Source organism: Shewanella sp. M16, from assembly GCF_018224605.1.
In the GTDB taxonomy this organism is placed as follows: domain Bacteria; phylum Pseudomonadota; class Gammaproteobacteria; order Enterobacterales; family Shewanellaceae; genus Shewanella; species Shewanella oncorhynchi.
On record NZ_JAGTUL010000022.1, the window covers coordinates 36865 to 57194 of the forward strand.

Annotated in this window: 20 protein-coding genes and 2 tRNA genes; 13 read left to right on the plus strand and 9 right to left on the minus strand. The window is 42.6% G+C overall.

Going from position 1 to position 20330, the window contains the following annotated elements; genetic code table 11:
• Positions 1–132 precede the first annotated feature (132 nt).
• Positions 133–921 (plus strand): CLCA_X family protein, encoded by a 789-nt coding sequence (locus tag KFE26_RS15110; RefSeq protein ID WP_212600906.1) that lies wholly within the window; start codon positions 133–135, stop codon positions 919–921.
• 169 nt (positions 922–1090) lie between these two features.
• On the opposite strand, the gene KFE26_RS15115 is transcribed toward KFE26_RS15110, so the two are convergent.
• Positions 1091–2026 carry a hypothetical protein gene (locus KFE26_RS15115; RefSeq protein ID WP_212600907.1) on the minus strand — a complete coding sequence of 312 codons (936 nt, stop codon included), beginning with the start codon at positions 2024–2026 and terminating at the stop codon, positions 1091–1093.
• Positions 2027–2487: 461 nt separating this feature from the next.
• On the opposite strand from KFE26_RS15115, the gene KFE26_RS15120 reads away from it, so the two are divergent.
• The 7 genes from KFE26_RS15120 (at position 2488) to KFE26_RS15150 (ending at position 9800) form a co-directional block, all read left to right on the plus strand.
• Positions 2488–3657, plus strand: a complete 1170-nt coding sequence (locus KFE26_RS15120; RefSeq protein WP_212600908.1) for a PepSY domain-containing protein — start codon at positions 2488–2490, stop codon at positions 3655–3657.
• Positions 3657–4133, plus strand: a complete 477-nt coding sequence (locus KFE26_RS15125; protein WP_105252512.1) for a hypothetical protein — start codon at positions 3657–3659, stop codon at positions 4131–4133. Before KFE26_RS15120 ends, KFE26_RS15125 begins: the two co-directional genes overlap by 1 nt.
• Before the next feature lie 272 nt (positions 4134–4405).
• Positions 4406–6592: a TonB-dependent siderophore receptor gene (locus KFE26_RS15130; protein ID WP_212600909.1), complete on the plus strand. Its 2187-nt coding sequence runs from the start codon at positions 4406–4408 to the stop codon at positions 6590–6592.
• Between the two features lie 639 nt (positions 6593–7231).
• Positions 7232–7690, plus strand: coding sequence for a hypothetical protein (locus KFE26_RS15135; RefSeq protein ID WP_028759927.1), 459 nt, complete (start codon positions 7232–7234; stop codon positions 7688–7690).
• A gap of 255 nt (positions 7691–7945) precedes the next feature.
• Entirely contained in the window at positions 7946–8503 is a 558-nt protein-coding gene (locus KFE26_RS15140; RefSeq protein WP_311981182.1) for a DsbA family protein, read from the plus strand.
• Between the two features lie 816 nt (positions 8504–9319).
• The gene (locus tag KFE26_RS15145) at positions 9320–9505 is read left to right on the plus strand and encodes a CsbD family protein (protein WP_028759929.1); all 186 of its coding nucleotides are present in this window, start codon (positions 9320–9322) and stop codon (positions 9503–9505) included.
• A gap of 142 nt (positions 9506–9647) precedes the next feature.
• Positions 9648–9800, plus strand: coding sequence for a DUF3309 family protein (locus KFE26_RS15150; protein WP_311981184.1), 153 nt, complete (start codon positions 9648–9650; stop codon positions 9798–9800).
• A gap of 423 nt (positions 9801–10223) precedes the next feature.
• Here KFE26_RS15150 and KFE26_RS15155 read toward each other — a convergent pair whose 3' ends face one another.
• The 4 genes from KFE26_RS15155 to KFE26_RS15170 form a co-directional block, all read right to left on the minus strand.
• Positions 10224–10526, minus strand: coding sequence for an encapsulin-associated ferritin-like protein (locus tag KFE26_RS15155; RefSeq protein ID WP_212600910.1), 303 nt, complete (start codon positions 10524–10526; stop codon positions 10224–10226).
• A gap of 392 nt (positions 10527–10918) precedes the next feature.
• A tRNA-Val gene (locus tag KFE26_RS15160) sits at positions 10919–10995 on the minus strand.
• Between the two features lie 37 nt (positions 10996–11032).
• Positions 11033–11109: transfer RNA gene (locus KFE26_RS15165), tRNA-Val, on the minus strand.
• Between the two features lie 250 nt (positions 11110–11359).
• On the minus strand, positions 11360–12739 hold the full coding sequence (locus KFE26_RS15170; RefSeq protein WP_028759932.1) for an MATE family efflux transporter: 1380 nt from the start codon (positions 12737–12739) through the stop codon (positions 11360–11362).
• A 33-nt stretch (positions 12740–12772) separates the two neighbouring features.
• Here KFE26_RS15170 and KFE26_RS15175 point away from each other — a divergent pair, with 33 nt between their 5' ends.
• Entirely contained in the window at positions 12773–13396 is a 624-nt protein-coding gene (locus KFE26_RS15175; RefSeq protein ID WP_212600911.1) for a riboflavin synthase subunit alpha, read from the plus strand.
• Positions 13397–13430: 34 nt separating this feature from the next.
• On the opposite strand, the gene KFE26_RS15180 is transcribed toward KFE26_RS15175, so the two are convergent.
• A complete protein-coding gene (locus tag KFE26_RS15180; protein ID WP_028759934.1) occupies positions 13431–13631 on the minus strand; it encodes a CPXCG motif-containing cysteine-rich protein in 201 nt (66 codons plus the stop codon).
• Between the two features lie 241 nt (positions 13632–13872).
• Positions 13873–14106, minus strand: coding sequence for a hypothetical protein (locus KFE26_RS15185; protein ID WP_212600912.1), 234 nt, complete (start codon positions 14104–14106; stop codon positions 13873–13875).
• Between the two features lie 291 nt (positions 14107–14397).
• Between KFE26_RS15185 and thrS the strand changes: the two genes are divergently transcribed.
• From thrS to rplT, 4 genes are all read left to right on the plus strand, one after another.
• Positions 14398–16326, plus strand: a complete 1929-nt coding sequence (gene thrS, locus KFE26_RS15190; RefSeq protein WP_028759936.1) for a threonine--tRNA ligase — start codon at positions 14398–14400, stop codon at positions 16324–16326.
• Positions 16327–16329: 3 nt separating this feature from the next.
• Positions 16330–16872 carry a translation initiation factor IF-3 gene (gene infC / locus KFE26_RS15195; RefSeq protein WP_012089240.1) on the plus strand — a complete coding sequence of 181 codons (543 nt, stop codon included), beginning with the start codon at positions 16330–16332 and terminating at the stop codon, positions 16870–16872.
• An 84-nt stretch (positions 16873–16956) separates the two neighbouring features.
• Positions 16957–17151 (plus strand): 50S ribosomal protein L35, encoded by a 195-nt coding sequence (rpmI, locus tag KFE26_RS15200; protein WP_006081653.1) that lies wholly within the window; start codon positions 16957–16959, stop codon positions 17149–17151.
• Between the two features lie 16 nt (positions 17152–17167).
• Complete coding sequence (rplT, locus tag KFE26_RS15205) at positions 17168–17524, plus strand: 50S ribosomal protein L20 (RefSeq protein WP_006081652.1); 357 nt, start codon at positions 17168–17170, stop codon at positions 17522–17524.
• A gap of 265 nt (positions 17525–17789) precedes the next feature.
• Here rplT and trxB read toward each other — a convergent pair whose 3' ends face one another.
• Together trxB and ald are read right to left on the minus strand one after the other, a co-directional pair.
• Entirely contained in the window at positions 17790–18743 is a 954-nt protein-coding gene (gene trxB / locus KFE26_RS15210; protein WP_007647644.1) for a thioredoxin-disulfide reductase, read from the minus strand.
• 332 nt (positions 18744–19075) lie between these two features.
• Positions 19076–20191: an alanine dehydrogenase gene (ald, locus tag KFE26_RS15215; protein ID WP_028759938.1), complete on the minus strand. Its 1116-nt coding sequence runs from the start codon at positions 20189–20191 to the stop codon at positions 19076–19078.
• Positions 20192–20330 lie beyond the last annotated feature (139 nt).

Genomic DNA, 20330 nt, shown 5'->3' on the forward strand with positions numbered 1-20330 from the left:
CCAAGGGTAAGCGCTGCTTGGCTCCTATTCTTAACTTGATATTGCACTTAATGCAGCGTTTTGTTCCTGTGCATTTTCACCTAAAATAGCCAGCTTAATTTGTCTCTCACTGCATAGGGTTCAAGGGAAGCCGTGTTAATCAATCAGCAATATAACCGCCATGGACCCGATTATCGATTTGGTGAGCAAGTCACTTTTCTTGATATTAAACAAACCTTTGGTTTTAGCCATGTGCGTGTGGGCCGCTGGGTGACGCGGGATGAATCTCGCATTGCTGCGGATTTAGTGTTTGATTCGCTCGCCGATCTGGCCTTTATCTTAAAATTGCCACCTTTGACTTTAGGGCTGCGGGAAACCGTCAGCCTGGCCTTTGGTCATGGCGGTCAAAAGGGCGTTCAGGCCCATTATGCACCCGCGACCCGAGAGTTGGCATTGGCTAAAAATGCAGGTGCAGGTGCTTTAGCCCATGAGTTTTGGCATGCGTTTGACCATTATATTGCCGCTAAATCATTCAAACCCACTAATAAGCGGTTTCAGTGTGCGAGCGATCTTTGGCTATCCGATCTGCCCATCATAGAGCATCCATTAAATGCTCGATTATCTGAGATCTTCAAAGTGACATTGTTGAGTGGAGAGGGTGATGAGCCCCATAATTATGTTCGCCGAGCGATTGCATTAGATAAAAAACATGGGATGCAGTACTTCTCTCGGCCAACGGAGATGATGGCGCGAGCATTTGAAGCCTGTATTGAATCCTATACTGATATTTCAAATCCGTATTTAGTGTCGGGAACCCGTTTTTCAGCGATGGCAAAGGAGGGGGCTTATCCCGATGAGGCCCACAGACAAGTGATTTTTCAGGCGCTGATCAATTACTTTGAACCGTTGGGGATCGCATTGGGTAAAAATCCCCTTAACTAGGGTGTGTTGACGTTTTGAGTCATGCATTTGAACAGAGGTTAATTTAGCGTCGCTAGAGGGCAAGGCAAAATGTAAAACGACATTCGCCTTAGGTATTTTGAATGTGTTTTGAATGCGAATGGCAGTGGACAGGGGGAGGGTCACGAGCCGTTTGAAGACTGATTGCCAATCACAAGCTCGCGTGCTTAGTCGACAACGTTTGCCAACAATAGGCCAAACTATGGCGAATCGCATCAAGATATTGAGATGCCTGAGTATCCATTAAATACCAATAGCTGGGTTTTGATTCTGGCATGTGGTTGAAAAATAAAGCTTCAGCATTGATGAGCTGGCTAGAGTGAGCAAATTGTAGCCAAATGTTAATGGGTGTATGCGCCAGTGTGATTAGCCATTCAAGTTGCATCTGCCGCGTGGCTGGATTTAGCGCATCTGCGATTAATAAACTCGACTCTTGTAAACGCACAAGTAAATCAAAGGGATTACCTGCGTTTATCCTAGGTGCGACTTGGCATGGTTGCATTTGGTTTATTGCGGATAGGCGAGGTAAAAATACGGACGCTAAGCTAAATTCAGGCCAGTCGAGCGATGGTACCAAAGCCAGGGCAATCCGTCGTTCGCCTAACCAATTATGCACCATGCAAGGTAAGTGATCGTCAGGTGGTAAATCACTTGGTCTTGATAAACTCGGAAACAGCGACATACGCTGTACTTGCACAAAGCGAGACAATTGCTGCATCAATACTATTGTGGTTAACCCAGATGAAGGCCAGCAGCCAAGCTGAGGTGTTAATTCAATCGCAACTTGCGTCAAGGCTTGGGTAAGCAGACCACTTTGTGGATGACCTTGTACCACAAAGGCATATTTTGATTCAGCAAAACCACCGTTGGCGATATTTACTATCTGATTATTTACATTGCTGTTTTCAGCCCATTGAGTACCGTTAAAAATAAATGTCGTACCTGTGGTCGCAGGCTGCCAATCGCCGGAAGCATTACCAATAATGGTCACTTGCTCAAAGGCAAGAGTGTCCACTAGAGCTTGCAGATCTAATTTAGCATGTGGCATCTGCAAATGTTGATGCATGTGGGTGTGAGACTTAGGCATAGGCGGAACATCTGTTTTACGAACTCAAAATGGACTTCATTGTAATGGATTATCCCCCTGAGCCCAAAGGGTTAATCCATTGAAGTTTACCGGATGCTGTTTTAATGCAGGATAGTTTAGCTTTAGGTATACCGCGCATAAAAGTGATGCGCGGTATTGGCAATTAACAATTAGACTAAAAATTATAACTCAGGCTAAGTTCGACATTTCGCGGTTCGCCGAAGAAACCTTGATTATAGAAATCGATACTAGAGTAGTAAGAAGCTATTTGCCGTAGGAACTCGGCGCTAACAATAGGCTCGAAATGAGCGCTGCTAACAAGGTTTTATCCATCATGATTCCCCATCATAGTATTTTGTGACCGGCATTCTAATTGAAAACAATTCCCAGTACATCGTATTGATAACAATTTGCATTACCTTTACACTCGCGAAATACGATAAGTGTTAGGAAAGTCACAAATGGCGAAGATCAGTAACCGATTCTGGTTTATGTTGCATGGTTGGGTGTCGCTCCCAATTTGGTTGTTATTTTGTTTTATCTGCTTGACGGGGACGATTGCGGTACTGAGTCATGAGATCACTTGGTTAACGAATCCTGCATCGAGGGCGTTGAACCCTAATGATTTACCCGTAAAACCGGTTAGTGAATTGATGACGATTGTTGAGGAAGCCTACCCAAGTGCGGCAGTCTCTGGCGCTATGACCTTAGAACCTTATATGGTCAATGTGATCATGTTCAGTGACGCTGATAAACCCTATGCCATGGCCTATGTCAATCAATATACTGGTGAGGTCCAACAGATTAATGAAGGCATGACATTTGCCGGCTTTATCAGATCTTTGCATGCTTGGTTATTATTTCCTTGGCAAAGCGGTTACAGTTTGGGCTATTACCTTGTCTGTTCGATGGCGCTGTTTATGCTCGCGTCTTTAGTGACGGGACTCATTGTTTATAAACGTTTTTGGCGAAGTTTTTTTGCTCCGAAATTGCGAGTGAGTCAAGGTAAAAAGACACTATTGGCCGATTTGCATAAATTGTCTGGTGTGTGGTCTATTTGGTTTATCGCGATTATGGCCGTTACCGGATTATGGTATTTAGTCCAAGCCATTTTTTGGCATGCAGATATTGATATCGAGCCACATGCGCCATTGGTTGCTGCTGAGCAATTGCCCTTTATCCAAAAGGGTGATGTGAATCCCGTTGATCCAAGCGTGTCATTTGCACAAGCCTTAACATTAGCGCAAACACACTTTCCAGACTTTCAACCAAGCTATGTGATGAAACCAGAGCATAATCGTGACATGTATCATCTGAGTGGTAGCGGCGATCACATTTTTTACGATCAGTATTCTTACAACCTCAGCATTAACCCTTGGACGGGGGAGATTGCAAAAACGACATCACCCGAGACGATGACAGGAATACAAACGCTAATGCATATCGCAGATCCTTTGCATTACGGTACCTTAGGTGGTATCTGGACAAAAATCATTTGGTTTATTTTTGGGGTGATCCTATCGGGTATGTCAATCACGGGATTTATGATGTGGGGACTGCGTAATGTGCGTGCAATTAAAAAAATGGAATCCCCCAGTACTGTGGCAGATAGGTTAGAGGAGGTACGTTAATGGCTTTCATTCATTCAACTTTTTGGCAAAAAAATAAATATAAACTGAGTGGGTTTATTCTATTGCTCCCCCTATTGTTTTTATATCAGTCGCTAACACCTACATTTCCACCGGCCTGGCAGGCTCAAGAGTTAGGTGAATTTAAAATAGCCCCTTTACCCTTAGATCTAAAAGCACCCTATGTGCATCATGATGACTATGTGAAAGATTTTATGTTGGTTTTTGAAAAAGGTGAGGTAGGCAATATACGCCAAGGCTATGCCAATATTGGAACGCAGGCTTTGCCAATAGCAGATTTACAGCGCAGTGAGAATGGTATTTTACACGGTAATAAGCATGGCCAACACGTACACGCCATCGCAACTAAGACGCTAACCTCCGCCGATAGTCTGTGGATATCGATAGAGAATTGGCAAGGTGAGTGGCAAGTGGCAAAGTGGCCTCTGCCTGCCGAGCTAATAGTACAGACACACTGAATGAGGTAAAAGCTAAACACTAATGGCGATCCTATGGAGTAATAATCGCAGGGTCGCTTTTAGTGGCGTAGATTAAGAATGATTAACCGAATACGGGTAAAGAATAACCTTTTTCACCGTAAACTCTCACTTTTGAAGGCATAAACACAGCGGGGACGTTTATTCCTCATTAATAAATGATGAATTTGTTATATACATCACCAAAATACAAATGAAAGTGATTCGCAATAGTGTTACCGTATGTTCATCCTAAATAAACTCCCTAAATTACTATGCGCTTTTATCTACTACCTCTCGCGTCTGCCATTACTTTGGCATTAAACCCTTTGTCAGTTTTGGCTGCAGAGCCGTCTTCTGCAGCAGATGCAAATGATCAAAATATTGAAAAAATAACAGTGATGGGCAAGTACACTGTGAGTCGAACCATTGATACCGCCACAGGTTTAGGGCTGTCACTGCAGGAAACGCCACAGTCAGTGAGCATCTTGACCGCTGAACGGATCCAGGATCAGGCACTCAATACCGTTGTTGATGTGGTTAATAACACAGTAGGTTTGTCTTCATCTAAAACAGATAACGTTCGAAATGGCTTTATGGCCCGTGGTTTTGCGGTTCAGAATTACCAGATTGATGGCGTACCTTTATCTTGGAGCTTGGGGGGCGATGCAGGTGAGACTGTGTCAGATATCTCTCTGTACGAGCGTGTAGAGGTGGTGCGTGGTGCAACAGGCTTACTAACGGGGGCAGGGGATCCTTCTGCTTCAATCAACCTAGTGCGCAAACATGCCGACAGTGACGAACTTAAGGGCTATGTTGATGTTGCTACGGGTAGCTGGGATAAAAAACAAGTTACCGCAGATGTTTCTAATGGCCTCAACGACAGTGGCAGTGTGCGCGGTCGCATGGTCGCGAAATATGTCAATAGCGATTCTTATCAGGATCTTTATCAAGATCGTAAGACTATTCTTTACGGCGTAATTGATTCAGACATTACTGACAACACTATGCTGCGCATCGGCGGTAGTTACAATAACAACAACCCCAAAGGAGCGATGTGGGGTGCGTTACCAGCAGTATTCAGCGATGGTTCGGCTACTGATTGGGATGTTTCTACTACAACAGCGGCAGATTGGAGCCGTTGGGAAACGACTAACATCAACTATTTTGCTAACTTGAACCATTATTTCAGCAATGGTTGGCAGTTGGTGGCGAACTATAATCGCATGGAATATGAAACCACCACCAAAATGATCTATATGTCTGGCTTGCTGAATAAAGAAACCGGTGCAGGTTTGAGCGGTCAGCGTTATCACAGCCATGGTGAAAGTAACTCTGATAATTTCGATTTTCAGTTGAAAGGCGATTACCAACTCTTTAACCGTGAGCATCAATTTGTGACTGGTGCCTTATACAGCAAACAGAAATCCTATGCTGATACCTATGAACCCATCCGTGAGAATATGACAGGCTGGGACTCAAAGGCAGTTGAAAACTTTTATGATTGGCAAAGCAACGCCTTTGAAGAGCCTGAATGGTCAACAAACGCCAATCGTCAGTTGAATATGGATACCGAGCAGAAAGGTTTCTACGCAGCAACTCGGCTAACAATTACCGATGATTTGAAAGTGATTGCTGGTGGCCGTATTTCTAGTTGGAACCGCGAAGGGGTCAGCTATGGTACTGATACCAACTTTGGTGATGATGGCGTGTTCGTTCCTTATGTTGGCGCCTTGTATGACATAAACGAAGAGCATCGTGTTTACGCCAGTTATACCGAAATATTTAATCCGCAGAATAAACAAGATGCTAGCGGTAACTATCTGGATCCACTCGAAGGTAAAGCCTATGAAATCGGTTTAAAGAGCGCTTATCTGGACGACCGTCTACACACCACTGTGGCACTGTTTAAGATTGAACAGGATAATTTTGCTAAGCAAGATACAGACTTTGAGCCGACGGATGAGCAAAAAGCAAATGGTCAGACAAGTGCTTATTATGCAATACAAGGTACTAAAAGTACTGGCTTTGAGTTAGAAGTTGTAGGTGAGTTTATTGATGGCTGGAATATTTCGGCAGGTTACTCTCAATTCACCGCAGAAGATGCAGAAGGCAAAGAACTTGAAACCACGAGCCCTCGCAAACAGTTTAAACTCTTTACTACCTATCAGTTTGTCGATCATTTACCTGAATTAACTGTTGGCGGTGGCGTTAACTGGCAGAGTGATAGTTACGCACAAAATGATAGCGTTGTAATTGAGCAAGATGCTTATTCACTCGTTAACCTAATGGCTCGTTATAATCTGGCGGAAAATATGGACCTACAACTAAATCTCGAAAACCTGCTGGATGAAAAATACTATGCCTATATGTCTGCAGCATCCTATATGCCTCTTGCATACAGTGTGTATCATTACGGAACCCCACGTAATGTGACCCTGAGCTTTAATTACCGCTTTTAAATTTTCCGCTAAATAAAAGGAGTAGCCGATTTATCGGCTACTCCTTTTTTATCTTCTATTATTGTTATTCTAAATATTTTGATGGCTTTTTTCGTGCGTATTAACGACTCAGTACTGATATCGGTAAATATTGGGCTAGCTCACCTATGGTTCGTTCCCAAATCTAATACTGTTATTAACTGAAAACGGGAAGATGATGCCCTTCAATCTAGTTATGGAAGTGCAACATATTGTATTGGTAGTTTTCCCTCTTTATTGTGCGCATTGTATTGTCAAGAATCAGTGCGGCAACGAACAGAGTCAATAGAAAAATATAGGTATACTCATGCCATTAGCCTTATTACAAGGTTGTGGTTTATCGCCAGCTTTTTAAGCTAAAGACCAGATGTTACATAGATTAAGCAGTTATTGGACTGATAAAGTATTTTATGTTGATGACAAGATGTCAACAATTCATATCAATAATAGCCATCAGCTTTTGACTATTTAGTTAATAATCATTTCAAAACTGCACTTTTAATGAGACATAATGTCATAGTAAATATGGGCTTGTTTAGTAAGTTTACTTTCATCAATGCATAGAAAAGTGATTCATTTTTCACAGTAAAGACCAAGGACTCCCGTTTTGAGGAGAATAATATGCAAATAGAAACGCTTTATGATGTTATGCAATGGACTAGAAGTATACACCAACAGCTGCATGCATTTGCGGCACATTGCGCACTTACAAATGATAGCGAAAGAAGCGGATTACTGTTGGAGTATATTTCAGCCCACGAGCAAAAAATGGCACTGGTTATCAGACAGTTCGAAGATAATGGCAATAGCAATGCACTTAACACTTATTGTCGGCATTATTATGAAAAAACCGCTATTCCTTTTAACACCATAGGTGAACATCCATTTAAGAGGATGGATACGGATGAAATAGCGATGGCCACACTTGAGTATCATAAAAATATTGTAGGGCTGTTTGAATATCTACAAAACTGCAGTTCTGCACCTTCCGTAACTGAATTTCTTAGCAATATACTGTCTCTTGAAGAAGCTGAAAAGCGATTGCTGGCACGTAATATGAAACAAATCGATGACTTCTAGTATGTCTGCTAAAAATCACATCCTTGTACCTATTGCTCGGTGTAGCCTCGGTATTTATTCTGTAGTTCAGATATTGAAATCTTGACTTCTGTGGGTAACAAGTAGATCTGCCATCACAATAATTATTGATTAGCCTTGAAACTAGAGTGTATGACTTAAACTGCCACCTTATTAAGGATTAACATGAATCAACCCCTGATCATTGATTACTACTCTGATATTCTTTGTGTATGGGCTTGGGTTGCATAACAACGTATTGAGGAGTTAAATAAAAAGTTAGAAAATAAAATTCATTTTAAATATCATTATCTTGATGTATTTGGTGATGTTCAAACAAAAATTGAGACACAATGGAAACAGAAAGGTCAATATAATGGTTTTGCAGAGCATGTACATAAATCTGCATCTATCCGTGATGACGTTCCTACAAACTCAAAAATATGGACTGAAGTCAGACCGACAACGTCGGCCAATGCTCATTTAGTGCTTAAAGCCATTGAACTTATCTATGACAAAAACACCAGTATCAATATGGCATTGAAATTTCGGAGTGCATTTTTTATCGACGCATTGGATATTGGTAAGCTTGAAATACTTTATGATCTGGTTGATTTCTATGGGCTGGAACAGAAAAAAATCACCTCAAGCGTTCATGATGGTTCTGCTATAGCCGCATTAATGAGCAACTACCAAAAGTCAGCACAACAAAATCTACAAGGCAGTCCAAGTTATATTATCGACGAAGGTAGACAAATATTTTATGGTAACGTAGGTTATCGTGTTCTTCTTGCGAATATAGAAGCATTATTGTAAAAATCAGCAGTCGAGGCTAATTGGTGCTAAACAACCTTAGACTACCAGCTGTGGTTTTCTAAGCTCTACAAGATGCTATAAACACCTCTAGATCATTTTAACGTTTTAGAGTTATACCTCTTAGTTCCTTCTGAGTTTATCCACTGAACACTCATATACATATTTTTAATGGCATCGATGACATACCAAAATGTAGCTACATTAGGTATCAGCTGATGTTTCATTGTGTTTTAAGTTAAATTGCAGATTAAAATATTTATAATGTGTACGCTATCGCATAGACACACTTTTAGATAAATTATAAATTGGATACAGAGTTTAGATTGATATGCCTTTAATGGGTAAGCTTTATCTTAATAAGATGGTTTATGTTGTTTAGCTTGATGTTTTGGCTCATCATTAGGATGTCAGCTTTAGCTGAAAAATCACTAGATAATTAAATAATTGAATTCAGCCATGACTAATGCTGAATTTCAGTAAATAAAATAATCTCCACAATTTATACTTAAGATAAAATTCAAGATTGCTACATAACCACCCTTATTTAAACCAATGTTATATTGTAAAATTAATACCTAAGTTGACGCGGTGTGATTGATGTGTAACCAGTCGCACAATTTTATGAAAACACGGGAATTTATTTTTCCCGTCTAATTTACCATATGGTTTTACTGATATTTTACCAACTAAGATATTTACTTAAAATATGTAGATGTTTGCTAAAAGCTATTTACTAAAAATGAACAATAGCTCATAGCTGATTGTTAGCGCTCATTATTATTTAGATGTTATATCAACAACAAAAGGAAATTGACCATGAACAAAGACCAGATAGAAGGTTCAATAAAAGACGCAGCAGGCAAAGTGCAGCAAAAAATTGGTGAGATAGTTGGCAACCCGAAACAGCAGATGAAAGGGGTTCAGAAACAAATAAAAGGTAAAACTCAAAAAGCAATTGGTAATGTAAAAGAAGCGGCTAAGGATGCCGAAAAACACAGTTGATGTCAGCGGCTTTTACAATTAAGTAAGCACCTTAAGCATAAAGTTTGGCAGCTTTATGTGGGTATTTAAAAGGATCTTAGTCATATTGATTAAGATTTCTGGTTCGAGTTATATCCATAATGTCTAGGAGACTCTCATGAGTATAGGAACAATATTATTGGTGGTTTTGATTCTGATGCTGATCGGTGTGGCTCCGACTTGGCCACACAGTAAGAGCTGGGGGTACGGCCCGAGCGGTGGATTAGGTTTGGTAGTATTGATCCTCGTTATATTCCTTCTACTCGGTAAAATTTGAGCGATAAAGCCTAAGTGATGTATGACTTCAATATTGAGTCATCATTTCTAACTGCCGTAGGTAGCTAAAAATAGTGAGTGATGTTTTTAGTCGTTCAAAAATGGCTGACATCGCTCGTTTTTCTTGCACGGCAGTGCTCGCCATTCTGAGATTGAAAGGTCCTATACGCCTAAGATTTACACGCAAGATATTTCGTTAAGGTAGCATGAGGTGAAGTCCTTCACGCTAAAAATGAAAGTCACTAAGTCCGTAGAATACAGTGTCCGTAGTAATACATTTGCACGCTAGTATTCTGCAAGGCTGTATGAAATGAGCTAAATGGTGCAATAACACATACAGAGGTTTGTATTATAAGAACGGCAGCTTAGTGACTAAAGGCGTTTGCTCACGAAAATGGCTTACTCAAACAGCCAGATTGAATGCTTATTTGTGAACAATAGCTGTGTGAGCAACAGGCGTATCTGTAAAAAGGTAATGTTTTAGCTGTTTATCAAAGCTCGGATCTTGTCTCCTTATCCATTCTTGTAGCATTGCAGCATGTTCTTTTTCTTCATCTCGATTATGTATGAGTATCTCTCTCAACTCATTATTTTTGCACGCATCAACTCTTTGGTTATACCAGTCTATTGCTTCAAGCTCTTCCATCAGTGATGTAAGTGCACGGTGCATGTCCTTGGTTTCATCGGTGAGTTCAGTAATGGGTTCATGATAACCTTCATTCGACATTTGGGATTTCCTCGCTAAATGCAGATAGGATCGCTCACTATTGAGCAGTGATGATAATTGCAGATGATTGTCTGAACGCTATTTTCAACGAACAGACTTTGAATGCATTATTCTGCGACCTTAACCGTCGAGTGTCTGTTCGATGCCGTACTTAGTCAAAAATTTTTAGGCAGCTCGTTTAAAAGGATTGGAGAGGGCGCAGAAATACCACTGCGAATATTTGATTTAGCACAGGATATTACTTTGGATTTTGAACTTTGAGATATTTGGGAATGAATTTTAAATCAAAAGATAAAGGCAGTGAAAACCATAAACACCTGCTTTAAAAGGCAGATTAATTGTATTTAGCTTGATAAGCAGGGGGGGGGATTAATGAAATACATAATAAGAAATGGTACACCCGAGTGGACTCGAACCACCGACCCCTACCATGTCAAGGTAGTGCTCTAACCAACTGAGCTACGGGTGCACTGTTTGAATTTCAAATTTAGACTCTTTGAAGAGAGTGGTACACCCGAGTGGACTCGAACCACCGACCCCTACCATGTCAAGGTAGTGCTCTAACCAACTGAGCTACGGGTGCATCGCAAAATTTAACAAGCTATTCAAAAGCGTTGCGCCTTGGAACGAGCGCTATATTAGGGGCATAGCGCAGGGCTGGCAAGCAAAAAAAACAAATTTGTCGTCAAATGGTGAATTGCTGTGCAACTTGCCCAGTGTTTCAACAATGCCGCCGATAAAACCGCAATTTCTTATTCGCTTTACTTCAGAGAATGCATCGAAATCAAACTGATAAACCAAAAGGCGAGCACTGTCGCTCGCCATTAATGCAATCAATGGTGAACACTGTCACCTTCAATAAGGCTCAAATGCACGCCATGCTTTTGGATGTAACGCAGACGAATGAAAAATAACAGCGCTGCTGAGGTCAAGCCCGCAATCAATCCTGCCCAGAATCCATGGGCGCCCATCGCGGGAACGATATGGTCCGTATAAGCCAAAGTATAACCGAGTGACATCCCTATGCCCCAATAGGAAAACAGCGTGATATAAAAGGCACTGCGGGTATCTTTATAACCACGTAGGGCTCCGGCGGCAACCACTTGGACTGAATCTGATAATTGATACAGTGCCGCCATCAACATCAAGCTGCCGGCTAGGGCAACCACTTCAGGATCACCATTATAAAGTTTCGCAATTTGGAATCTAAATAATACGGTCAAAACCGCTGTCGTTAGAGCAAGGGATAGTGCCAGCCATAAGCCCACTTTAGTGACCACCGCGGAAATATCAGCGCGATCACGGCCTAAGTAATAACCAATCCGAATCGATACCGCGATACCGATAGATAACGGCAGCATAAATACGATGGCAGAAAAGTTGAGCGCAATCTGGTGACTTGCGACCACTGTTGCGCCAAGTGGCGCGAGTAATAGCGCTATGATGGCAAATAAACTCACTTCAAAAAACAGCGCCATTGCTATCGGCATGCCGAGTTTGGTCATTTTCTTCATCGTTTCAAAGTCTGGGCGATGAAATTTACTGAAGGGAGCTAAAGCTGCGAATTTTTTATGTAACTGCATGTAAATAGTCATGGCAACTAGCATGGCCCAGAATACGAGAGCAGTGGCGATACCACAGCCTGCGCCGCCCATGGCCGGTACGCCAAAGTGTCCATAGATAAAAATATAGTTAGCGGGGATATTTACGGCTAGACCGACAAAACCAATGACCATGGTCGGTAAGGTATAGGATATACCTTCACTGCAGCCACGTAGCACTTGATAAAGCACAAATGCGGGTGCGCCCCATAAAATACCGTCGAGATATCCTATGGTTAAGCGGTATAATTCGGGTTCTAAATCCATATGGCTAAGCACAAAGGGCGCAGATGCGAGGAAAACCATCACGCCAATGCCGCCAATGATGGCAAGATAGGCACCTTGAAAGGCCAAAGGTTGGATGGCTTTTTGATTATTCGCTCCATTGTAGTGGGCAAATAAAGGCGTAAAAGCCATCAGTAAACCTTGGACGAACAGAATAGCGGGTAACCAAAGGCTAGTGCCGACCGCAACAGCGGCCATATCAACCGCGCTAACACGGCCCGCCATAACGGTATCAATAAAGCCCATCATGGTCTGAGTGACCTGAGCTATTAGCACCGGCAGCGCCAATTGGATTAAACGTTTGGCTTGATAGCCTGAATGATTCATAAATACAGCCTTTAACGATTAAGCGAGCAGAAAATGTTTACAGGTATAGTTCAAGCCACCTGCGAGGTGGTTGCAATACATAAGAAAGATGGCCTAAATACCCTTGAGGTAGCGTTCGAACCTGATTTGCATGAGGGACTTGCGATTGGTGCAAGTGTGGCAAATAACGGGGTATGTCTTACTGTGACTCAGGTCGTTGATGATAGGGTATTTTTCGACGTAGTGGAAGAGACCTTGCGACTGACGAATCTGGCTAATTTGTCTATAGGTCAAAGCGTTAATGTTGAGCGTTCGTTAACTTTTGGTAGTGAAATTGGTGGGCACATTCTCTCTGGCCATATCCATACTAAGGCCAAAGTCATCGATATTAGCCATACAGAACAGCATTATGATCTGACACTGGGCATTGAGCCTAAATGGATGGATTACATTTTTTATAAAGGTTTTGTTGGGGTCAACGGCTGCAGTTTAACGGTTGGCGAGGTGAGTGACTCAGGCTTTAAATTGCACTTAATCCCTGAAACCTTAAAGTTGACCAATTTAAGCCTGTGCAAAGTGGGGGATGAACTCAATATTGAGATCGACAGCCAAACACAAATTATCGTTGACACAGTCGAGCGCGTGCTGGCCAGGCGTTTTAACGAACAAGCACGTTAGTTTTGTGACATCGCAACGTGTAGTGCAATCTCGTTTAATAGATTTGCTCGTCGTCTGAATCGATATACAGCTCAACCGTTCGTCTCGATTCATCGATGTGTAAGCGTAAGTGAATCGGATTACAACAAATTCGGCAGTCATCGTAATAATCTTGGTCTCCACAGCTGGCATCGATACTGATATCTTGATGGTGCCCGCAGTGGGGACAAGCAATAACTTTGTTCATGACTCTCATGGTGCAACTCCTTATCGCCAATAGAGCGAATCGCTCTGCTCAATCAACGCATCTCACACTTCGTACGCTTATATTGTCTGCGCTTTGTCGATATTCGAAACCTGAGTGCGCTTTATGTGCTTCCTATTTGAGTATACAGCAGAGTGCAGTGCACTGACTTAGATGAAGTCGGTCTCAAAACGCAGCATGATAGACCTTCTGGTTAAATATTTTCTTGTTGGATCATTATCTCTTCTAAAAACTAGTCCTTTGCCGTCACTAACCCCTCCATTTCATTGCTGTGTAACACGCCATCGCGGGTATTTTGGGTAATATCCAGCGTTAAACGCTGCATCTGTTGCTCAAGTTCACTTTTAATATCAACGAGTAACACTTGAATATCAATCAAAGATTTGCTTGTAATTTTCACCTGCGGCTCAGGTAAAGCGGTTGCAGTGTGCGTGAGTGTTACAGCCAGTAGAATGCAGTTCAACATATCAACTCCCTTGTCATGTTTTCAGTGATGCCCAATAAACTGGCGCTAGAATAGGGGAGTTAGATGACCAAGAAGTTACCAAGACACTGCAAAATCATGAATTTGCTTTTTGTTTCCAATCCCAATTCTGGTCAATATGCTTGCGCCTTTTAGCTACAATCCCTTAGAATAAATGCCCTGCTACGCAAGGCGGCTAAGACTCCTGTACTGTCTTAACCTAGCGAGCATTTCTCTTACATTAACTAAAACCAAGTGGCCCTACGTGTGGGTCACCACTGGAAAGGACATTTCATGCCTGTAATTACACTTCCCGATGGTAGCAAACGCGAGTTTGCCCATGCTGTATCGACCCTCGATGTTGCCGCTGATATTGGCCCTGGTTTAGCGAAAGCTTGTATCGCTGGCCGCGTTAATGGCGAATTAAAAGATGCTTGCGATCTCATTGAAACCGATGCTGAGCTATCAATCATTACCGCCAAAGACGAAGAAGGTGTTGAAATTCTTCGCCATTCTTGCGCGCATTTATTAGGTCACGCGATTAAGCAAATGTGGCCAGAAACCAAGATGGCGATTGGTCCTGTTATCGATAATGGCTTCTACTATGATATCGACCTTGAGCACAAGTTGACTCAAGATGACATCGACGCCTTAGAAAAGCGCATGCTTCAACTGGCAAAAACCAACTATGACGTAGTAAAACGTGTCGTTAGCTGGCAAGAAGCCCGTGATACATTCGCTGCGCGCGGTGAAGATTATAAGATTGCCATTCTGGATGAGAACATCAGCAAAGACGCGACGCCTGCGCTATATCATCACGAAGAATACACTGACATGTGTCGTGGACCGCACGTACCTAACATGCGTTTCTGCCAACATTTTAAATTAATGAGCATTGCCGGCGCTTATTGGCGTGGCAACTCAGAAAACAAGATGTTGCAACGTATCTATGGTACCGCTTGGGCCGACAAAAAAGCCCTGAGTACGCACTTAACCCGTCTTGAAGAAGCGGCTAAGCGTGACCACCGTAAAATCGGTAAGCAGCTCGACTTGTATCACATGCAAGAAGAAGCACCGGGTATGGTGTTTTGGCATAACGACGGTTGGAGCATCTTCCTCGAATTAGAAAGATTCATTCGCCGTAAGCTAAACCAATACACTTACCAAGAAGTAAAAGGCCCATTAATGATGGACCGCGTGTTGTGGGAACGTTCTGGTCACTGGGATAAATACTCAGAAGCCATGTTCACGACCAGCAGCGAAAACCGCGAATACGCCATCAAACCAATGAACTGCCCAGGCCACGTGCAGATCTTCAACCAAGGGTTGAAATCTTACCGCGATTTGCCATTGCGTATGGCTGAATTTGGTTGCTGTCACCGTAATGAACCTTCAGGCTCGTTACACGGATTAATGCGTGTACGTGGCTTTACGCAAGATGACGCCCATATTTTCTGTACTGACAGCCAAGTTCAAGAGGAAGTGAGTGCCTGTATCCAGATGGTTTACGATACTTACGCGACCTTCGGCTTTGAAAATATCGTAGTAAAACTGTCGACTCGCCCAGAGAAACGTATCGGTGACGATGCGATGTGGGACAGAGCGGAAGAAGCACTTAAGCAAGCTCTGCGTGCCAATAATATTGAATTCACTATTTTGCCAGGCGAAGGCGCGTTCTACGGACCAAAAATCGAATTTACTTTACACGATTGTTTGGACCGAGCGTGGCAATGTGGTACTGTGCAGCTCGATTATGCGTTGCCAAGCCGTCTTGGTGCAACTTACGTTGCCGAAGATAACAGCCGTCAGACCCCAGTGATGATCCATCGTGCTATTTTAGGCTCTTTGGAACGATTCTTGGGTATCTTGATAGAAGAATATGCAGGACGTTTCCCAACTTGGTTAGCCCCAATGCAAGTTGTCGTGATGAATATCACTGATAAACAGGCTGATTATGTTGAAGAAGTCGTAAAATTCTTCAAAGAACAAGGTATTCGAGCGTCTTTTGACTTGAGGAATGAGAAAATAGGCTTTAAAATACGCGAGCACACCTTAAGGCGTGTCCCTTATTTGTTGGTCGTTGGCGATCAAGAAATGGAAAATAAGGAAGTAGCGGTGCGTACCCGTGATGGTATCGATTTAGGTAAGATGCGACTTGAAGATTTCGCCACTAAAATCCATCAACAGATTTCGCTCCGTAGTCTCAAATTGTTGGAGGAATAGGTCATAAAGATCAAAAAAACAGCAGGGCGTCAGCCGGCCCCTAATAGAATCAATGAAGAAATCACAGGTGTACCAGAAGTACGCTTAACAGGCATTGATGGTGAAGCTATTGGTGTGGTAAGCATCAGAGATGCTCAGAATTTGGCAGATGAAGCAGGTGTAGACCTAGTAGAAATCAGCCCAAATGCTGAACCTCCAGTATGTCGCATTATGGACTACGGTAAGTTCCTTTTTGATAAGGCTAAGTCAGCCAAGGAACAAAAGAAGAAGCAAAAGCAGGTTCAGGTCAAGGAAATTAAATTCCGTCCTGGAACTGACGAAAACGACTATCAGGTAAAACTACGCAACCTGATACGTTTTCTGGAAGACGGGGACAAAGCGAAGATTACGCTTCGTTTCCGAGGTCGCGAAATGGCACACCAAAACCTGGGTATGGATCTATTGAACCGTATCAAGGCTGATTTGGACGAGTATGCGGTTGTTGAATCTTTCCCGAAAATGGAAGGCCGACAAGCAATTATGGTGCTAGCGCCTAAAAAGAAATAAGTAGGGCAAAACTTAAAGTAGCAAAGGTCTATGGCCTTTGCTCGCCTTGCTTTTTATTAAACATCCCAATGCGGAGTTTTAGAAATGCCTAAAATGAAAACAGACAAGGGTGTAGCGAAGCGTTTTAAGAAAACCGCTAATGGTTTCAAGCGCAAGCAAGCACACTTACGTCACATTTTGACGAAAAAAAGCACTAAACGTAAACGTCACTTACGTGCCAAATGTTTAGTATCAAAAGCTGACGTTCCAGCAATCGCGCGTCAATTACCTTACGCTTAATTTAGGAGATTAGAAAATGCCAAGAGTTAAGCGTGGTGTAACCGCTCGTGCTCGTCACAAGAAAGTTTTAAAACTAGCTAAAGGTTATTATGGCGCTCGTAGCCGTACTTACCGTGTTGCTGTTCAAGCAGTAACTAAAGCTGGTCAATATGCTTACCGTGACCGTCGTCAGAAAAAACGTCAATTCCGTCAACTTTGGATTGCACGTATTAATGCTGCCGCTCGTCAAAATGGTCTGTCTTACAGCCGTTTCATCAACGGTCTGAAAAAGGCGTCTATCGAAATCGATCGTAAGATTTTGGCTGACATCGCTGTATTCGATAAAGTTGTATTTGCAACTTTAGTTGAAAAAGCAAAAGAAGCGTTAAACTAAGAAATTAGTTTGTTGCTGTAGAGAAGGGACCATTTGGTCCCTTTTTTTGTGCGCCATTTTAGGCTCAACGAAATGATTTTACTTACCTAAGAACTTATATAAGTACTATCTAAGTGGTGCGGAATTAAGAATCGCAAAGGAAAGACATGTGCGTGCGTGAACAGTACTGACTGGTAAGCCCGCAAAAATTTTTGCTATTGCTTAACAATTTTGACCTAAAAAAATAGCAGGCTAAGCCTGCTATTCGTTGAAAAATCGAGTCTAATTATTTTTTAGCGTCTAAATAACGCTCTGCATCGAGTGCGGCCATACAGCCTGTACCGGCAGAAGTAATGGCTTGACGATAATGTTGGTCCATCACATCACCACAGGCATAAACACCTTCGATACTGGTTTGCGTGGCGTTACCTTGCAAGCCACTCTGAACTTTTAAATAACCGTGGTTCATTTCCAACTGGCCTTCAAAAATACCGGTATTAGGGCTGTGACCAATGGCGACGAACACGCCAGCAACGGCTAAGTCAGTTATCGAGCCATCTTTAGTGCTCTTCATCTTCAGACCCGTCACCCCCATAGCATCACCAACCACTTCATCCATGGTTTGATCTAAGTGAAGGATGATGTTGCCATTGGCGACTTTGTCCATCAGACGGTCGATCAAGATTTTTTCTGAACGGAAGGTGTCACGGCGATGGATGAGGTGAACTTCAGCAGCAATATTGCTTAAATACAATGCTTCTTCAACGGCGGTATTGCCGCCACCGATCACTGCGACTTTTTGATTGCGATAGAAGAAGCCATCACAGGTTGCACAGGCTGATACACCGCGACCTTTGAAAGCTTCTTCTGACTCTAACCCTAAGTAACGGGCAGAAGCGCCAGTTGCGATGATCAGTGCATCACAGGTGTACTCGCCATTGTCGCCTTTCAAGCGGAAAGGGCGCTCGGTTAAGGTGACTTCGTTAATGTGATCGAACAAGATTTCAGTATCGAACTTTTCAGCATGCTTCTGCATACGTTCCATCAAGGCTGGACCCGTTAAGTCGTCCGCGTCACCTGGCCAGTTTTCAACTTCAGTCGTCGTGGTTAATTGACCGCCTTGCTGCATACCTGTGATCATCACAGGTTTTAAATTCGCACGCGCAGCATAAACGGCTGCGGTATATCCTGCTGGGCCTGAACCCAAAATCAATAAGTTACAATGTCTGACCTGGCTCATTTTTATCTCCGTGCCTTTAGCAAATTGCAAGGATTGTAGGGAATTTACCTGTGGGGGTAAAGTGTTGGAGGGCGATTCTTTTAGATTGCACTAATCGAGTCCATCCGTTTTAGTATGGAGAGTGTCAGTTTTACTTTACTGTGAATAAATAGCTTAAGTGTGAACCACGAAATGAAGCACGGGATGAGCTTGTATAAATATGATGGTGCGATCGTAGTGGAGCCTATTTCTACCCAATAAAAAATCGGCCTCAATAGTATCGAGACCGATTTGAATTACATACTAAGTAAAGCCAGCTTAAATCCACATAAAAAGTTAAGTTAATTAAAAACTTATACTAATAGTGTCGCAGGAGATGTGAACGCTAAGTTTAGGGCGTGAGCCACTTCCTTACACACCACTTTACCGTGCATGACGTTTAAGCCATTAAGAAAATGCTTGTCTTGCAACAGCGCTTCTTTATAGCCTAAATTTGCTAACTTGAGAATGTACGGTAAGGTTGCATTATTAAGCGCAAATGTTGAAGTACGAGCGACCGCACCAGGCATATTTGCAACACAGTAATGCACAACATCATCAACGATATAGGTAGGATCTTGGTGAGTAGTTGCATGTGAAGTTTCAACACAACCGCCTTGATCGATCGCCACGTCAACGATAGCGCTGCCAGGCTTCATACGTGAAATCATGCTACGAGTAACCAATTTGGGCGCCGCAGCACCTGGAATTAGTACACCACCGATTACAAGATCGGCTTCAATAACATGACGTTCAATTGCATCCGCAGTTGAGTAAATGGCTTTTACAGCAGAACCGAATTGCACATTTAAACGACGTAGAGCATCAATACTGCGATCAAGCACAACAACATCAGCACCCATACCAACTGCCACTTGTGCTGCATTAGTACCAACCATACCGCCGCCAATAATGACGACTTTAGCAGGCTCAACCCCCGGTACGCCGCCCAATAACATACCGCGGCCACCAGAAGATTTCTCTAATGCCATAGCACCAGCTTGGATTGACATACGACCAGCGACTTCAGACATAGGAGCAAGCAAAGGCAGGCCACCACGATCGTCTGTCACAGTTTCGTAAGCGATACATACGGCACCACTTTTGATTAAATCTTCAGTTTGCGGTAAATCTGGAGCAAGATGCAGATAAGTAAATAAAATCTGATCGTGACGCAACATAGCGCGTTCAACTGCTTGAGGCTCTTTTACTTTTACAATCATCTGCGCTTTAGCAAAAACTTCAGCAGCAGTCGCTAAAATTGTGGCGCCAGCATCAATATAATCTTGATCTGAAAAACCAATACCTATGCCTGCATTTGTTTCAACAAAAACGTCGTGACCTTTGATCGCCAACTCGCGAACACTAGAAGGAACCATACCGACACGATATTCGTGGTTTTTAATTTCCTTGGGAACACCAATAATCATCTTTGAGCCTCAATTGCCTGAAATCCCACTTTTAATGGGCATAATTGTTATTTTATCGTGACCTGAACGTGATTAATTCAGGGATATCTAGTATAGTATCGGCGACGCAGTTTATGCTGCTGAACTTTCGGCATACGTA

Bases quoted from the DNA above. Each gene is read 5' to 3' on its own strand.
- KFE26_RS15115 (WP_212600907.1), bottom strand. From the start codon at position 2,026: ATGCCTAAGTCTCACACCCACATGCATCAACATTTGCAGATGCCACAT.
- KFE26_RS15120 (WP_212600908.1), top strand. From the start codon at position 2,488: ATGGCGAAGATCAGTAACCGATTCTGGTTTATGTTGCATGGTTGGGTG.
- KFE26_RS15125 (WP_105252512.1), top strand. From the start codon at position 3,657: ATGGCTTTCATTCATTCAACTTTTTGGCAAAAAAATAAATATAAACTG.
- KFE26_RS15130 (WP_212600909.1), top strand. From the start codon at position 4,406: ATGCGCTTTTATCTACTACCTCTCGCGTCTGCCATTACTTTGGCATTA.
- KFE26_RS15135 (WP_028759927.1), top strand. From the start codon at position 7,232: ATGCAAATAGAAACGCTTTATGATGTTATGCAATGGACTAGAAGTATA.
- KFE26_RS15145 (WP_028759929.1), top strand. From the start codon at position 9,320: ATGAACAAAGACCAGATAGAAGGTTCAATAAAAGACGCAGCAGGCAAA.
- KFE26_RS15155 (WP_212600910.1), bottom strand. From the start codon at position 10,526: ATGTCGAATGAAGGTTATCATGAACCCATTACTGAACTCACCGATGAA.
- KFE26_RS15170 (WP_028759932.1), bottom strand. From the start codon at position 12,739: ATGAATCATTCAGGCTATCAAGCCAAACGTTTAATCCAATTGGCGCTG.
- KFE26_RS15175 (WP_212600911.1), top strand. From the start codon at position 12,773: ATGTTTACAGGTATAGTTCAAGCCACCTGCGAGGTGGTTGCAATACAT.
- KFE26_RS15180 (WP_028759934.1), bottom strand. From the start codon at position 13,631: ATGAGAGTCATGAACAAAGTTATTGCTTGTCCCCACTGCGGGCACCAT.
- KFE26_RS15185 (WP_212600912.1), bottom strand. From the start codon at position 14,106: ATGTTGAACTGCATTCTACTGGCTGTAACACTCACGCACACTGCAACC.
- thrS (WP_028759936.1), top strand. From the start codon at position 14,398: ATGCCTGTAATTACACTTCCCGATGGTAGCAAACGCGAGTTTGCCCAT.
- rpmI (WP_006081653.1), top strand. From the start codon at position 16,957: ATGCCTAAAATGAAAACAGACAAGGGTGTAGCGAAGCGTTTTAAGAAA.
- rplT (WP_006081652.1), top strand. From the start codon at position 17,168: ATGCCAAGAGTTAAGCGTGGTGTAACCGCTCGTGCTCGTCACAAGAAA.
- trxB (WP_007647644.1), bottom strand. From the start codon at position 18,743: ATGAGCCAGGTCAGACATTGTAACTTATTGATTTTGGGTTCAGGCCCA.
- ald (WP_028759938.1), bottom strand. From the start codon at position 20,191: ATGATTATTGGTGTTCCCAAGGAAATTAAAAACCACGAATATCGTGTC.